This window comes from Actinosynnema sp. NPDC020468 (genome assembly GCF_040642015.1).
In the GTDB taxonomy this organism is placed as follows: domain Bacteria; phylum Actinomycetota; class Actinomycetes; order Mycobacteriales; family Pseudonocardiaceae; genus Actinosynnema.
In genome coordinates this window covers 96267-110999 of the sequence record NZ_JBFAEO010000022.1, presented here as the reverse complement: position 1 = coordinate 110999, position 14733 = coordinate 96267, and the positions used below count along the sequence as shown (strand labels likewise).

At 72.0% G+C, this 14733-nt stretch carries 14 protein-coding genes; 6 read left to right on the top strand and 8 right to left on the bottom strand.

Going from position 1 to position 14733, the window contains the following annotated elements:
* The first annotated feature begins 7 nt into the window (after positions 1-7).
* Positions 8-958 (top strand): ABC transporter substrate-binding protein, encoded by a 951-nt coding sequence (locus AB0G50_RS17835; protein WP_360109225.1) that lies wholly within the window; start codon positions 8-10, stop codon positions 956-958.
* Between the two features lie 43 nt (positions 959-1001).
* On the opposite strand, the gene AB0G50_RS17830 is transcribed toward AB0G50_RS17835, so the two are convergent.
* The gene (locus tag AB0G50_RS17830) at positions 1002-2000 is read right to left on the bottom strand and encodes a hypothetical protein (RefSeq protein ID WP_360109222.1); all 999 of its coding nucleotides are present in this window, start codon (positions 1998-2000) and stop codon (positions 1002-1004) included.
* Between the two features lie 140 nt (positions 2001-2140).
* Here AB0G50_RS17830 and AB0G50_RS17825 point away from each other — a divergent pair, with 140 nt between their 5' ends.
* A complete protein-coding gene (locus tag AB0G50_RS17825; RefSeq protein ID WP_360109219.1) occupies positions 2141-3703 on the top strand; it encodes an alpha/beta hydrolase in 1563 nt (520 codons plus the stop codon).
* Between the two features lie 7 nt (positions 3704-3710).
* Here the strand turns inward: AB0G50_RS17825 and AB0G50_RS17820 are convergent, their stop codons facing one another.
* The 5 genes from AB0G50_RS17820 to AB0G50_RS17800 all read right to left on the bottom strand — a co-directional run bounded on the left by AB0G50_RS17820 (position 3711) and on the right by AB0G50_RS17800 (position 9156).
* Positions 3711-4364: a response regulator transcription factor gene (locus AB0G50_RS17820; RefSeq protein ID WP_360109216.1), complete on the bottom strand. Its 654-nt coding sequence runs from the start codon at positions 4362-4364 to the stop codon at positions 3711-3713.
* 13 nt (positions 4365-4377) lie between these two features.
* Positions 4378-5943, bottom strand: coding sequence for a GAF domain-containing protein (locus AB0G50_RS17815; RefSeq protein WP_360109213.1), 1566 nt, complete (start codon positions 5941-5943; stop codon positions 4378-4380).
* 37 nt (positions 5944-5980) lie between these two features.
* Complete coding sequence (locus AB0G50_RS17810; protein ID WP_360109210.1) at positions 5981-6379, bottom strand: pyridoxamine 5'-phosphate oxidase family protein; 399 nt, start codon at positions 6377-6379, stop codon at positions 5981-5983.
* A 625-nt stretch (positions 6380-7004) separates the two neighbouring features.
* Positions 7005-7964 (bottom strand): methylmalonyl Co-A mutase-associated GTPase MeaB, encoded by a 960-nt coding sequence (meaB, locus tag AB0G50_RS17805; protein WP_360109207.1) that lies wholly within the window; start codon positions 7962-7964, stop codon positions 7005-7007.
* 4 nt (positions 7965-7968) lie between these two features.
* On the bottom strand, positions 7969-9156 hold the full coding sequence (locus AB0G50_RS17800) for an acetyl-CoA C-acetyltransferase (protein ID WP_360109204.1): 1188 nt from the start codon (positions 9154-9156) through the stop codon (positions 7969-7971).
* Positions 9157-9281: 125 nt separating this feature from the next.
* Between AB0G50_RS17800 and mce the strand changes: the two genes are divergently transcribed.
* The 3 genes from mce to AB0G50_RS17785 all read left to right on the top strand — a co-directional run bounded on the left by mce (position 9282) and on the right by AB0G50_RS17785 (position 12602).
* Positions 9282-9728 (top strand): methylmalonyl-CoA epimerase, encoded by a 447-nt coding sequence (mce, locus tag AB0G50_RS17795; protein ID WP_360109201.1) that lies wholly within the window; start codon positions 9282-9284, stop codon positions 9726-9728.
* Between the two features lie 118 nt (positions 9729-9846).
* Positions 9847-11160 (top strand): crotonyl-CoA carboxylase/reductase, encoded by a 1314-nt coding sequence (gene ccrA / locus AB0G50_RS17790; protein WP_360109198.1) that lies wholly within the window; start codon positions 9847-9849, stop codon positions 11158-11160.
* A gap of 68 nt (positions 11161-11228) precedes the next feature.
* Entirely contained in the window at positions 11229-12602 is a 1374-nt protein-coding gene (locus AB0G50_RS17785) for a chromosome segregation protein (protein ID WP_360109195.1), read from the top strand.
* Here the strand turns inward: AB0G50_RS17785 and AB0G50_RS17780 are convergent.
* A complete protein-coding gene (locus AB0G50_RS17780) occupies positions 12584-13288 on the bottom strand; it encodes an alpha/beta hydrolase (protein WP_360109192.1) in 705 nt (234 codons plus the stop codon). The genes AB0G50_RS17785 and AB0G50_RS17780 overlap by 19 nt on opposite strands.
* A 37-nt stretch (positions 13289-13325) precedes the next feature.
* Here AB0G50_RS17780 and AB0G50_RS17775 point away from each other — a divergent pair, with 37 nt between their 5' ends.
* Positions 13326-13856: a GNAT family N-acetyltransferase gene (locus tag AB0G50_RS17775; RefSeq protein WP_360109189.1), complete on the top strand. Its 531-nt coding sequence runs from the start codon at positions 13326-13328 to the stop codon at positions 13854-13856.
* Here the strand turns inward: AB0G50_RS17775 and AB0G50_RS17770 are convergent.
* Positions 13832-14581: an alpha/beta hydrolase gene (locus AB0G50_RS17770; protein WP_360109186.1), complete on the bottom strand. Its 750-nt coding sequence runs from the start codon at positions 14579-14581 to the stop codon at positions 13832-13834. The genes AB0G50_RS17775 and AB0G50_RS17770 overlap by 25 nt on opposite strands.
* Positions 14582-14733 lie beyond the last annotated feature (152 nt).

The window sequence follows — 14733 nt, the reverse complement described above, 5'->3', positions numbered from 1 at the left end:
CGCGACGATGAGGGTTCTCGCACTGTTAGCCGTACTGGTGCTGACCGCCTGCGGTGGCGGGCAGATCGGCGACACCGGTGGCACGGCGGCGAAGAAGAAGCTCGTGCTGATCCCGGGTGTGGCCGCCGAACCGTTCTACATCTCGATGGAGTGCGGTTTCCGGGAAGCGGCCGAGGCCAAGGGGTACGAGGTCGACGTGCAGGCGCCGGCGAAGTTCGACGCCACGCTGCAAACGCCGATCGTCTCCGGCGTGCTGGCGGACAAACCCGCCGGCGTGCTCATCGCGCCGACCGACGACAAGGCGCTCGCGGGACCGATGCGGCAGTTGAAGGACGCCGGCATCAAGGTGGTCGAGGTGGACACCAGGCTCGAGGACACCTCCGTCGCGGCGTCCACGATCTCGTCGGACAACGAGCAGGGCGGCCGGCTCGCCGCGCGCACGCTCGCGGACCTCGTCGGCGGCAAACCCGGCTCGGTGCTGGTGCTCAACACCAAGGCCGGCACCTCGACCACGGACGCGCGCGCCAAGGGCTTCGAGGACGAGATCACCAAGTACCCCGACCTGAAGTACGTCGGTCAGCAGTACACCGACAACGAGCCGGACCAGGCCGCGTCGAAGGTCACCGCGACGCTGGCCGCGAACCCCGACCTGGTGGGCGTGTTCGCCACCAACCTCAACACCGGCGAGGGCGCGGCGACCGGGTTGCGCAACGCCGGGCGCACCGGCGCGGTGAACCTCGTCGGGTTCGACGCGTCGCCGAAGCAAGTGCAGGACCTGAAGTCCGGTGTGGTGCAGGCGTTGATCGCACAGGACCCGGCGACCATCGGCCGCACCGGCGTCGAGCAGGCGGTCGCCGCGATCGAGGGCGGCTCCGTGCGGCGGGACGTGCAGACCGAACTGGTCGCGCTCACCAAGGACAAGGCCGACGAGAAGTACTTCTACCGCCAGAAGTGCTGACCCGCCGGCGGGCGTGGCGCGGTCGACCCCGCGCCGCGTCCGCTCACGCGTCGAGGTACTTGTTCGCCAGCTCCGAGTACTCCTTCTCCACGTCGTCCGCGAGGTAGGCGACGTAGGACCACGGCACGTCGTGGACGTGGTCGCGCATGCCGAGCAGGTGCCGCTTGGCCCGCGGCGCGTCGTCGGCGAGCGCGAACGCCGCCGCGAACAGGTTGTGCGCCTGGAGCGAACGCGGGTGCGGGCGCGCCGGCGAGGCGCCCCACTTGTCCGCCGCCGCCGCGATCTCCTCGCGGTGCCGGCCGAAGTAGCGCATCTTCAACGTCGCGATCTTCAGCGCGCTGCGCGCCTGCACCGCCTCCTCGAACTGCTCCAGGAAGATCTCGAAGTGCGCCAGCGGCAGCATGGCCACCACCGGGTCGCCCGGCGGCGCGTGGTCCGCGCTGCCCTGCGCGAACGCCATCATCTCCTCGGCCGAGCCGCCCCACTTCGTCGCCAGGATCTGCAACCGGGTCCAGTGCGCGGGGTACAGCGTGGCGCAGCGGCGCGCGATCTCGCGCCACACCTCGTCCTTCTGCTCGCGGTCCACCTGGAGGCCGAGGCCCGCGGTCTGCAACTGCGCCCACGGAACCGCGTCGCCCGGCAGGATCTTCGCGGCCTCGTGCAACGGACCGACGGCCTTGCGCAGCGTGGCGAAGAACACCTTGAAGCGGTCCTTGCCGACGTTGTCCGCGCGGCCCGAACCGCGGATCGCCCACGCCTCGCGGATGAACGCCGTGCCCGCCAACAACCACAGGTCCGGATCGGTGTTGGCCTTGGCCAGGTCCGACAGCTCGTCGGCGTGCCCGATCGCGTGCTCGCCCAGCACCTCCACCCGCAACGCGCGGACCTCGGGTTCGTCACGGCACTCGGCGAGGACGGTGGTGGCCGCTCTCAGGTGGCCCGCGTCCATCTCCTCCGCCGCGATGTCCAGGATCGCGTCGTCGTAGGTGTGGTCCCGCACGACCTCACGGGCGACCGCGGCCGGCCGCTTCCTCCGGAACATACCCACACCTCCGACCTTACTTTCCCCGGAGGCCGAGTGGACTAACTCTTTCGTTGCTCCGCGAGTGGGCCTGTAGGCGGTTGTGCGCGCGACCGGCCGAAGGGTGGGGTGTAGCCCTCCGTTCCTGCGAGGGGAAAACGATGCGAAGAATCACCGTGACCGTGACCGCCGCGACCCTGTTGGCAGCCGGTTTACCGGTGTACGCCCAGGCACAGGAGCAGAAGCTCCCGGCCCAGTACGCCGATCAGACCATCACCTGGGGTCCGTGCGCCGACATCGCGAACTCGGAAGCCTTGGAATGCGGCACTTTCCGATCGCCGCGCGACTGGAACCGCGTCGGCGACGGCAAGAAGATCACCATCGCGGTCAGCCGGCTCAAGCGCACCACGCCGGCCAAGACCTCCGTCCTCACCAACCCCGGCGGTCCCGGCGCGCCCGGCCGCGACCTGCCTCTGGCGTTCACCGACCACGCCAGGCTGGTGGACAACGTCGAACTGGTCGGCATCGACGTCCGGGGCACCGGCGCGTCGACCAACCTCACCTGCGGTGGGTTCAACCACCTCGACGTGACCGATCCGCGCGACCGCAGCAAGGCCAACCTGAAGCTGCTCTACGACGCGGCCGAGTTCGAGGCCACCTCCTGCCAGGTCAAGGGCGGCGAGTACGGCGCGGTGGTCAACACCGAGCAGACCGTCAAGGACCTCGACCTGCTGCGGCACCTCCTGGGTCGGGAGAAGATCAGCTGGCTCGGCTACTCGGGCGGCACGTGGATGGGCGCCTACTACGCCACGTACTTCCCGAACCGCGTCGACAGGTTCGTGCTCGACTCGAACACGAACTTCGTCAGCACGTGGCAGGACGTCTTCGACAACTTCCCCTACGCCTTCGAACGCCGGTTCCGCACCGACTTCACGCCGTGGGTCGCGAAGTACGACGGCCTCTACCACCTCGGCGGGACCGCCGAGCAGGTGCGCCAGACCTACGAGGCCACCCGCGCCAAGCTGGTCACGAACCCGATCCGGCTGCCCGGCGGCACCCTGTTCGACGGACCGCAGCTCGACTTCGTGCTGATCGGCGGCATGTACAGCAAGTACAACTTCGCGACCGCGGCGCAAACCCTGGCGCAGGCGGGCAGCGAGTCCGCGGACACCCAGGCCCTCGCCGGCGCCGTCGCCGCCGTCGCGAAGGCCGGCGCCGCGGACCCGCAGTACGCCGACGCCGCGGACGCCACGGGCAACGCGATCCTGTGCAACGACACGAAGTTCAACGGCAACCGGCAGTACCTGGTCAACGAGGCCAACCGGCTCGGCAAGCAGTACCCGTTGATCGGCTACTACCAGATCACCGCCGCGTGCGCGTTCTGGGACCGGCCGGCGCTGCAACTCAGGAAGCCGACCGGCAAGGGCGTCCCGCCGGTGCTGATGGTGCAGACCGAGCGCGACCCGGCGACGCCGATCGAGGGCGCGCGCGAGGCGCACGCGAAGTTCGCCGGCTCCCGGCTGCTGACCGTGAAGAACGAGGGCGACCACGGCGCGTTCGGGTTCGGCAACAAGTGCGTCGACGACATCGTGGAGGCGTACCTGGTGGACGGCAAGGTCCCGACGAAGGACCTGACCTGCGAGGGCATCGGCCTGCCCGACCCGACCGCGCCGTCGGCGAAGCGCTCGGCCACCACCACCCCGGTGCTGCCGCGCGTCTTCTGATCCACCGCTACAACCCGGAACCGCCGGTCTGCCGCCGTCGCGCGGCGTAGACACCGGCCTCGGTCCGGCGGTCGAATCCCAGCTTGTGCAGCAGCGAGGACACGTAGTTCTTCACCGTCTTCTCCGCCAGGTACAGCCGGGACGCGATCTGCCGGTTCGTGAGGCCCTCGGCGATCAGGTCGAGGATCCGCCGCTCCTGCGGGCTCAGCGCCGCGTAGCGCGGGTCCTCGACCGGGCCGCCGCGCAACCGTTGCAGCACGGTCGCGGTGACGCCCGAGTGCAGCAGCGAACCGCCGTCGGCGAGCGTGCGGATGGCCGACACCAGGTCGTTGCCCGACACCTGCTTGAGCATGTACCCGGCCGCGCCCGCCATGATCGCGCCGAACAGCGCCTCGTCGTCCGAGTACGAGGTGAGCATCAGGCACGCGGGCGGCGGCTGCACGACCGACCGGATCTCCCGGCACACGGTCACCCCGTCGCCGTCGGGCAGCCGCACGTCGATCACCGCGACGTCGGGCTTGTGCTCGGCCGCCGCGGCCACCGCCGCCGCCGCGCTCTCCGCCTCGCCGACGACGGTGATGTCCGCCTCGACCGCGAGCAACTGCTGGAGACCGCGCCGGACGATCTCGTGGTCGTCCACGAGCAGCACCGAGATGGACATGGGTCCCTTCCCCTCACCCGGATCCCAGCGGGACGGACCACGTCACCGTGACACCGCGCCCCTCCGCCGAGTCCACCGCGCACGTGCCGTTCCACCGGCCGGCGCGCGCCGCCATGTTGACCAACCCTCCGGTGTGCCTGGCCCGACCGGTCGGCAACCCGCCGCCGTCGTCCCGCACCACCAGCGTCAACCGGGTCCCGGCCCGGTCCACGACCACCTCGACCTCCACCTTCTTCGCCTCCGCGTGCCGCGCCGCGTTCGCCAGCGCCTCGCGCAGCGTGGCCAGCAGGTCCGGCCGCACCTGGTCGGGCACGACCGAGTCCACCGGCCCGTCCACCGCGAGCACGGGCTCGAAGCCCAGCAGTCTGCTGGAGTCCTGCACGACGCGCATCAGCTGCACGCGCAGGCTCGCGGAGCCCGCGGGCGGTTCCTGGAGCGAGAAGATGGTGCGCCTGATCTCCCGGATCGTCTGGTCGACCTCGCTGACGAAGTCCGCCAACCGGTCCGCGACGAGCGGTTGCTCGACCAGCCCGTTGAGCCCCTGCAACCCGAGGCCGAGCCCGAACAGCCGCTGCACCACCAGGTCGTGCAGGTCGCGCGCGATCCGGTCGCGGTCCTCCAGCACCGCCAGCCGTCTGCTCGCGCCGGTCGCCCGGGTGAACTCGAGGATCAGCGCGGCCTGCCGGGCGAACGACTCCACGAGCGACACGTCCGAGGGGTCGAACCCCGCCCGGTCGCGGGCGCGGGCCACCACGAGCACGCCGAGCACCCGGTCACCGGCCGCCAGCGGCACGATCACCACCGGCCCGATGCCGTCGAAGTGGCCGGGCAGCCGGTCGAGCACCTTCGTGCGCCCGGTCGCGAACACCTCGCGGCTCGCGCTGCCCTCGCGCGACACGGCGAACCCGCGCAGCTCGCCGTCCATGACCCGCACGGCCAGCTCGCCGTTCGGGTCGGGCAGCGCCAGCACCGAGCTCGCGCCGTCCGCGGCGAGCCGGGCCCGCACCGCCACCAACCGCAGCGCGTCCCGGTCCGGGGTGCCGGTGAGCAGCGCGTTGGTGACCTCGTTGGACGCGCGCAGCCACACCTCGCGCTGCCGGGACTGCTCGTAGAGCCGGGCGTTCTCGATCGCGATGCCCGCCGCGGCGGCGATCGCGACCACGACCTCCTGGTCGGCGCGGGTGAAGTCCGCGCCGTCCTCCTTGTCGGTCAGGTAGAGGTTGCCGAACACCTCACCCCGCACGTGCACCGGCACGCCGAGGAACCCGGGCGCGGCCGGGTCGAACGCGGTGCCCTCGGAGTGACCCGCGTGCTGCTCGTCGCCGTAGGTGAACTCCAGCAGCTGCCGGTTCGGGCCCACCACGGCCAGCGCGCCGTACCGGGCGCCGACCAGCCCGCACGAGGACTCCACGATCCGCCGCAGCACGTCGGGCAGGGAGAGGTCACTGGTCAGCGACACGACCGCGCCGAGCAACCGGTGCAGCCGCTCCTGCGAGACGACCACCTCGGCGGTGCGGTCGGTCAACTCGCGCACCAGCCCGTCCAGGCGCGTCGCGTTCGACTCGGCGGAACCACTCACCGGACCCTCCCGACCAGAGGTTATCCGGTCCACGCCGTCACGGGATGCGCCGACCGGTCAGCACCTCCAGCTCGACCTGGAGGTAGTGGTCGGCCCGCCCGTGCGGCCGACTCGCGAGCGGCAACCCCCGCAACCGGTCCAGCACCGCCTCGTCCAGCACCTCGGTGACGTGCCCGACCGCCATCACCGACCAGCCGCGCGACAGGTCCTTGGCGATCTCGTCGATCTCGAACGCCACGATCCCGTCCCGGGCGCCGAGCGTGGTGCTGCCCTCGGGCACGCGGAGCACCACGGACTCCCCGTCGAGGGCGTACACCACCGGGTGCACCATGGGCAGCGCGCGGTCGGTGAAGACCAGCCTGCCGATGGTTGTCGAGCCGAGCAGCTCCAGGCACTCCTGTCGGGAGAGCACCTCGAGCCCAACCGAGTCGTACATCGCACCTCTTCGTCACCCGGGTCGTCGTCCTGAACATTCCTTGGCGCGATCACCCCGGGGCTAGAGGCGGAAGTCCCCCGTTCTCCGCCGAACTAGGAGGAAGTAATCGGTCACCCCTCCCACGGGGACCGCAACAATCCGGAACAGCCCCGCCGACCAGGCACGACACCCCCACGACACGAGCATCCCGCGCATTTGTCGAACGAGTCCAAACGAGACGCCGGAAATCCCACCCGAGCGCGCGACACCGCCACCCGGAGCGGGCCCGATCACCCGCTTATCGGGCACCCCCGACACCATTCCACCGCGCCTCGCGATCACCACGCACGGCACGGAACCCACCCGCGCCCGGCACGCCCTCATCAGGGCACGCCGAACCCACCGGGCCACGCCCGGCACCTCCGTGAGGGCACGCCGACCCACCGGCCGCCACGTCATCCGGCACACCCACCAGGGCGCACCAAACCGACCGCGCCTCGCCCAGACCCTGGCCGCCACGCACCGCGACCACCGCCGTCCGAGCCGGCACGCACCCCGTCACCGACCGCGGCCCACGCCACCAAGGCAGGCGCCAACCGCGTCCCGTCCCGGTTCACGGCACGCCGAATCCACCGAACCCCAGCGCTCAGCCGACCCCGTCCACCAACAGGTCGGCCGCGGCGTAGGGATCCAGCTCACCCGCCACGACCCGCTTGGCCAGCACGTCCAGCGCCGCCCCACCGCGCAGCCCGCCGAACCGCGACCGCACCCGCTCCACCGCGATCGCCTCGACCTCGCCCGCCGCCCGCCGTGCGCGCCGCCGGTCCCGCTCGCCGTGCTCGACCATCCAGGCGAGGTGGGCGTCCAGCGCCCCGACCACCGCGTCGACCCCGACTCCCGACGACGCCACCGCCTTGACCACTGGCGGCCGCCACGTCGGTGCCCGGTCCCGTCGACCCAGCGAGATCATGTGCTTGAGATCGCGCGCGGTGGCGTCCGCGCCGTCCCGATCGGACTTGTTGACCACGAACACGTCCGCGATCTCCAGGATACCGGCCTTGGCGGCCTGCACGCCGTCACCCGATCCGGGCGCGATCAAGACCGCGACCGTGTCCGCCAGCGACACGACCTCGACCTCCGACTGCCCGACGCCGACCGTCTCGACCAGCACCACGTCGCACCCGGCCGCGTCGAGCACCCGCAACGCCTGCGGTGTCGCCCAGGACAACCCGCCGAGGTGACCGCGGGTGGCCATCGACCGGATGAACACGCCGGGATCGGTGGCGTGCGCGCCCATCCGCACCCGGTCGCCCAGCAACGCGCCGCCGGAGAACGGCGACGACGGGTCCACCGCCAGCACCCCGACCCGCTGCCCCCGCGCGCGCAACGCGCCGACCAGGGCCGACGTCGTGGTCGACTTGCCGACACCGGGCGCGCCGGTCAACCCGACCACCCACGCCCGCCCGGTGTGCGGCGCCAACGCCCGGGCCACCTCGGGCAGCACCGGGCTCGCCGTCTCGACCAGCGAGATCAGCCTGGCGACCGCGCGCGGCTCGCCGGCCAGCGCGCGGTCGACCAGTCCTGCTACGTCGACGGTACGGGCCACACGCCTACGCCTTGGGCACCCGCACGATCAGGGCGTCGCCCTGACCGCCGCCGCCGCACAGCGCGGCCGCGCCGACACCGCCACCACGCCGCTTGAGCTCCAGGGCGAGGTGCAGCGCGATCCGGGCGCCGGACATCCCGATCGGGTGGCCCAGCGCGATCGCGCCGCCGTTGACGTTGACCTTCTCCTCGGCGACGCCGAGCTGCTTCGTGGACACCAGGCCGACCGCCGCGAACGCCTCGTTGATCTCGATCAGGTCGAGGTCGGCCGGGTCGATGCCCTCCTTGGCGCACGCCGCCTTGATCGCGTTCGCCGGCTGCTCGTGCAGCGAGGCGTCCGGACCGGCGACGACGCCGTGCGCGCCGATCTCGGCGAGCCAGGTCAGCCCCAGCTCCTCGGCCTTGGCCTTGCTCATCACCACGACGGCCGCCGCGCCGTCGGAGATCGGCGAGGACGAGCCCGCGGTGATCGTCCCGTCGGCGGCGAACGCCGGGCGCAGCTTGGCCAGCGCCTCCACCGTGGTGTCCGGTCGCACGCCCTCGTCGGTGTCGACCACGAGCGGCTCGCCCTTGCGCTGCGGCACGCTGACCGGCGCGATCTCCTCGGCGAACAGGCCGTCGGCCGCGGCACGGGCGGCGTTGTGGTGCGACCGCGCGGAGAACGCGTCCTGCTCCTCGCGGGTGACGCCGTAGCGGGCGTTGTGCTTCTCCGTGGACGCGCCCATGGCCACCTGGTCGAACGCGCAGAACAGCCCGTCCAGCGACATGTGGTCCACAAGCGACACGTCGCCGAACTTGAACCCGCCGCGCGACTTGGGCAGCAGGTGCGGCGCCTGGGTCATCGACTCCTGGCCACCGGCCACCACGATGTCGAACTCGCCCGCGCGGATCAGCTGGTCGGCGAGCGCGATCGCGTCGACGCCGGACAGGCACACCTTGTTGACGGTGAGCGCGGGCACGGTCATCGGGATGCCGGCGGCCACGGCGGCCTGGCGGGCCGGGATCTGGCCCGCGCCGGCGGTGAGCACCTGACCCATGATCACGTACTGGACCTGCTCCGGCGCGACACCGGCCCGCTCCAGCGCCGCCTTGATCGCGACGCCGCCCAGTTGGGCGCCCGAGAAGTCCTTCAGCGAGCCGAGCAGTCGTCCCATGGGCGTACGGGCCCCGGCGACGATGACGGAACCGGACACAGCGGCCTCCACGACGGGTGTAAGCGGTTGTTAACTGGCCACGATACCCACGGTTACCGCGCGGTAGCCGTGTGAGGGTCCGCACAGCCCCCGCTGCACCGATTCCGGGCCTACCCTCCCAGCTCATGCGGGAAGAACTGAGCGGTCTCGTCACCGCCATCGACCACGTCGGCATCGCGGTCCCCGACCTCGACGCGGCCATCGCCTTCCACCGGGACCACTTCGGCCTGGAGGTGGCGCACGAGGAGGTCAACGAGGAGCAGGGCGTGCGCGAGGCGATGCTGCGCGCGCCGGGCGACACGGGCGCCGGCACGGCGATCCAGCTGCTCGCGCCGCTGACCCCGGAGTCGACCATCGCCAAGTTCATCGGCCGGTCCGGCCCCGGGCTCCAGCAGCTGGCCTACCGGGTGTCCGATGTGGACGCCGCGTCGGCCGCGCTGCGGGCCAAGGGCCTGCGGTTGCTCTTCGAACAGCCCAAGCGGGGCACGTCGAACAGCCGGGTGAACTTCGTGCACCCGAAAGACGCCGGAGGTGTGCTGGTGGAACTGGTGCAGCCCGCCGAGAGCCACTGACGCGGGACACCCGATCAGGCGAAACGGCAGTGCGATACCTCACACGCCCGGGGTCTGAATCGGTTACCGGTGGGTAACCTCCGGCAACCCGAAGACCCCCGGATAGGGAGGGAACGCCGTGCAGAAGATCCTCGACGCGATCCTGGCCGACGAACCGGACGCGATCGCCTCGCTCGACGTGCCCGAGAGCTACCGCGGCGTCACGGTGCACGCCGACGAGGCGGACATGTTCCACGGGCTGGACACCAGGGACAAGGACCCGCGCCGCTCGCTGCACCTGGACGAGGTCCCGACACCGGAGCTGGGCCCGGGCGAGGCGCTGGTCGCCGTGATGGCGTCGGCGATCAACTACAACACCGTGTGGACGTCGATCTTCGAGCCGGTGTCCACGTTCGGGTTCCTCAAGAAGTACGGCGGCCGGCACGACCTGCCCTACCACGTGGTCGGCTCCGACCTCGCGGGCGTGGTGCTGCGGGTCGGGCCGGGCGTCGGCGCGTGGAAGCCCGGCGACCGCGTCGTCGCGCACTGCCTCGACGTGCAGCTGGAGCACCCGGACGGGCACAGCGACACGATGCTCGACCCCGAGCAGCGCATCTGGGGCTTCGAGACCAACTTCGGCGGCCTGGCCGACCTGGCGCTGGTCAAGTCCAACCAGTTGATGCCGATGCCCAAGCACCTCACGTGGGAGGAGGCCGCGTCGCCCGGCCTGGTCAACTCCACCGCGTACCGCCAGCTCGTGTCGACCAACGGCGCCGCCATGAAGCAGGGCGACACGGTGCTGATCTGGGGCGCGTCCGGCGGACTCGGCTCGTACGCCACCCAGTTCGCGCTCAACGGCGGCGCGACGCCGGTGTGCGTGGTGTCGTCGCCGGAGAAGGCGGAGATCTGCCGCCGGATGGGCGCCGAGCTGATCATCGACCGGTCCGCCGAGGGCTACCGGTTCTGGAAGGACGAGCACGAGCAGGACCCGCGCGAGTGGAAGCGCTTCGGCGCGCGCATCCGCGAGCTGACCGGCGGCGACGACCCGGACATCGTGTTCGAGCACCCGGGCCGCGAGACGTTCGGCGCGTCGGTGTTCGTGGCCAAGCGCGGCGGCACGATCGTCACCTGCGCGTCCACCTCCGGTTTCCTGCACCAGTACGACAACCGGTACCTCTGGATGAACCTCAAGCGGATCATCGGCTCGCACTTCGCGAACTACCGCGAGGCGTGGGAGGCCAACCGGCTCGTCGCCAAGGGGAAGATCCACCCCACACTGTCCAAGGTGTACTCGTTGGCCGACACCGGCCAGGCGGCCCACGACGTGCACCGCAACACCCACCAGGGCAAGGTCGGCGTGCTGTGCCTCGCGCCCGAGGAAGGCCTCGGTGTGGTCGATCACGAACTGCGCGCGCGACACGTGACCGAAATCAACCGTTTCCGCGGCGTATAAAGCGAATCCGCTTCGCACTGCGGCCGGTGGGGTGCCGGCCGCGGTGCGGTAGCGGGTAGCGTGAACCCATGGGCCTCGCCGACGACCGTGACCTCGTCCCCCTGGGAATCGGCTTCGACACCGCGAAACGCGGCTACGACCGCGGCCAGGTCGACGACCACCTGGAACGCCTCGACTCGGACCTCCGGCTGCTCGCCGCGGACCGGGACGCGGCGGTGTCGCAGACCAACGACCTCGCGCGGCAGTTGGAGGCCGCCCGGCTCGAGGTCGGCGAGCTGCGCGGCCAGGTCGACCGCTTGTCCTTGCCGCCCACCACTTTGGAGGGCTTGAGCGAGCGGTTGCAGCGGATGCTGCGGCTGGCCCAGGACGAGGCCAACGAGATCAAGGCGCGCGCCGAGGCCGAGAGCGGGCACACCCGGGCGAAGGCCGAGGCCGACGCGGGCGCGCTGCGCTCCCGGTACGAGAAGCTGATCGAGGAGCTGGACCAGCGGCGCGCCGAGATGGAGGCCGAGCACCGGGGCGTGCTGGAGAAGGCGCGCGCCGAGGCCGAGCGGATCGTGGGCACGTCCCGCGACGAGGCGACCCGGCTGGACGAGGAGTCCCTGACCCGGCGCACCACCGTCGAGGAGGACTTCGAGATCGCGATGGCCGCCCGGCGCGTCGAGTCGATGACGACGCTGGCCGAGACCGAGGCGTCCTCGAAGGCCGAGGCGGACCGGCGGGTGCGCGAGGCGACCGAGGAGGCCGCCCGGATCCGCGCGCAGATCGCCCAGGAGCAGGCCGCGTCCAACGCGGAGGCCAACCGGCTGGTCCGGGAGGCCACCGAGGAGGCCAACCGCCGCCGCCACGACTCGGTGTCCGAGGCGACCGCGCGCGTGCAGGAGGCCACGGACGAGGCCAACCGCCGGGTCCGCGAGGCGACCGAGGAGTCCAACCGCCGGGTCGGCGCGGCCACCCAGAAGGTGGAGTCGCTCAAGCAGCTGCGCAACCGGCTCTCCCAGCAGCTGCACAACGTCCGCACCGCGCTGCACGAGGTCACGCCGTTGCTGGATCCGCTGGAGGAGGAGAAGCCGCCGGTCCGGCAGGCGCCCCGTCCCCCGGTCGCGCCGCCCCACCAGGCCGGTCCGCCGCCACAGCAGCCTGTCGCTCCGCAGTCCCCGGTGGCACCACAGCCCGCCGTGCAGCCGCACGCGCCGCAGCAGGTGGTGCCGCAGCCGGTCCAGCCCGCCGTGGCGACCCCGGCCGCAGAGCCCGCGGCCCAGGCCGAACCCGCCGCGGCGCCCGAAACCCCGGCCGCGGCGCCGTCCGCCGAGCCGGTGGCCGACGAGCCGACCGCGCAGCCGAAGTCCGCGCCACGTCCGGCCGCCGCGAAGCCCCGGGGCGACGGTCCCACCCAGAAGATCGCCCGTCCCGGCACGAGGGCTCAGTCCGGCAAGCGCTGAGCCCACCCGCGCACCGCCGCGGCGAACGCCTCCGGCGCCTCGACCGGCGTCAGGTGTCCCACGTCCGGCAGCTCGACGTAATCCGCCCTCGGCAGCAACCCGGCCAACGCGCGCGCCTGGTCCGGCGGCGTGACCGCGTCGTGCGCGCCCACCAGCACCAACGCCGGCACGTCCAGCCCTCGCAGCACCTCGGTCGAGTCCGGCCTGCGGGCCATCGCGCGCTGCGCCCACGCCACCTCGGCGGGGTCCTGGTCCAGCACGATCTCCCTCAGCGCGGCCACGGCGGTCGCGGTCGGGTCGGGCCCGAGGAGCCCGGGCAGCACCGCGTCCGGAACCCAGCCGACGCCCTCCGCCTCCACCCGGTCCGCCATGACCAGGCGGTTCGCCCTCGCCTGCGGGGTGTCGGCGGTCGCGCGGGTGTCCGCGAACACGATCCCGGCGATCTTCTCCGGTGCCCGGCGCAACACCGCCATGGTCGCGTAGCCGCCCATCGAGCAGCCGCCGAGGATCACTCGTCCGAGTGGTTCGATCAGCTCCAGCACGTCGTCGGCGAACGCCGCCAGGTCCGGTGTCCGACCACGTCCTCGCAGGTCAGGGGTGATCGGCGCGAGTTCGGGGCGGATCGGGTCCCACATCCGGGAGTCGAGCGGGAACGCGTGCAGCAGTACCAGGGGCAGGTTGTCCACCCCGAAATTGTCGGACCCCCTGATTACCTTCGCACCCATGACCTCGAACCCGGGTGAAATCCGCACTGACCGGCTCCTGCTACGGCGGGTGCGCCCGGGTGATCTGCGTGCCGCGGTGGCCGTGATGTCCGACCCGGAGACCAACCTCTTCAACCCGTACGGCCCGCCGACTCCGGAGGCGACGGGCGCGGTGCTGGAGGAGTGGCTGGCCGATTGGGAGAAGGACGGCATCGGCTACTGGGCGGTGGTGCTGTCGGAGTCGGAGGAGGTCATCGGCTTCGGCGGGCTGCGCCACAAGGTCCTCGACGGCGAGGAGGCGTTCAACCTGTTCTACCGGTTCCGGCCCGAGCACTGGGGCCGGGGTTACGCACCGGAGATGGCGCGCGCGGCCATCGCCTGGGCCAACCGGGAACGCCCCTCCCGTCCGGTGATCATCCAGACGGACGTGGCGAACGAGCCCTCCCAGCGCGTCGCGGAGAAGCTGGGCTTCGCGCACGCGGGCGAGCCCGTCCTGATCGACGGTCACCCGATCCTGCTGTGGCGTCAGGGGGTGCCGATGACGACCTGACGTTGCTCACAGGGGCCGGACCAGGTGCGCGGCAGAGGTGTGGACACCTCGGGCAGCACCGCGGACACGACGGCGTCGAGCACCTCGTCGGACTGCCCGACCATGAGGTGCCGCGCGCCGGCGAACTCGACCACGTCCGCGGTGGGGAGGTCCACACCGAACCGCCGCCTGGCGTCCACCGGCGGCAGGTAGTCGTCGAACTCGGGCACCAGGCACACCACGCGGCGCCCCACCCAGGCCCGCAGGTGCGCGGCCGTGCTCCACCGCAACGGCGGCGAGATCAACACCGCGCCGGCCACCTCGTCCCGGCACCCGTGCATGAGCGCGAGGTCGGTCCCGAACGACCAGCCCACCAACCACACCGGGGAAAAGCCGCGCCCCACCACGAAGTCCACCGCGGCCGCCACGTCGAACCGCTCGCCGACGGCGTGGTCGAACGCACCCTCGCTGCGCCCAGCCGCGCTGGCGGTGCCCCGGGTGTTGAACCGCAACACCCCCAACCCCGCCAGGGCGGGCAACCGCCACGCCGCCTTCCGCAGCAGGTGCGAATCCATCATCCCGCCGTGCGTGGGCAAGGGGTGCAACAGCACCACCACCCCGCGCACCTCCCCGTCGACCGGAAGGGAGAACTCCCCCACCAACCGAACCCCGTCAGCGGTCACCAACGTCACCGCTTCCCGCACCGCGGGCAACACGGTGTTGGCCCCGATCCGCACCTCGCCCACGCCCTGTCCTCCCACCACGCCACCGCGTCCACCCCGATGCTAGGCGGCCCCACCCGGCCTTCCCGCGGCACGGACCGTGGCCCGGCACTCGGCTCCGGCTGGGGCGCCGGTCGGGCAAGCCCGCACCCGCGCGGGCGCACGACGTCCCGCTC

Bases quoted from the DNA above. Each gene is read 5' to 3' on its own strand.
- AB0G50_RS17835 (WP_360109225.1), top strand. From the start codon at position 8: ATGAGGGTTCTCGCACTGTTAGCCGTACTGGTGCTGACCGCCTGCGGT.
- AB0G50_RS17825 (WP_360109219.1), top strand. From the start codon at position 2,141: ATGCGAAGAATCACCGTGACCGTGACCGCCGCGACCCTGTTGGCAGCC.
- AB0G50_RS17810 (WP_360109210.1), bottom strand. From the start codon at position 6,379: ATGTACGACTCGGTTGGGCTCGAGGTGCTCTCCCGACAGGAGTGCCTG.
- mce (WP_360109201.1), top strand. From the start codon at position 9,282: ATGCGGGAAGAACTGAGCGGTCTCGTCACCGCCATCGACCACGTCGGC.
- AB0G50_RS17785 (WP_360109195.1), top strand. From the start codon at position 11,229: ATGGGCCTCGCCGACGACCGTGACCTCGTCCCCCTGGGAATCGGCTTC.
- AB0G50_RS17820 (WP_360109216.1), bottom strand. From the start codon at position 4,364: ATGTCCATCTCGGTGCTGCTCGTGGACGACCACGAGATCGTCCGGCGC.
- AB0G50_RS17775 (WP_360109189.1), top strand. From the start codon at position 13,326: ATGACCTCGAACCCGGGTGAAATCCGCACTGACCGGCTCCTGCTACGG.
- AB0G50_RS17830 (WP_360109222.1), bottom strand. From the start codon at position 2,000: ATGTTCCGGAGGAAGCGGCCGGCCGCGGTCGCCCGTGAGGTCGTGCGG.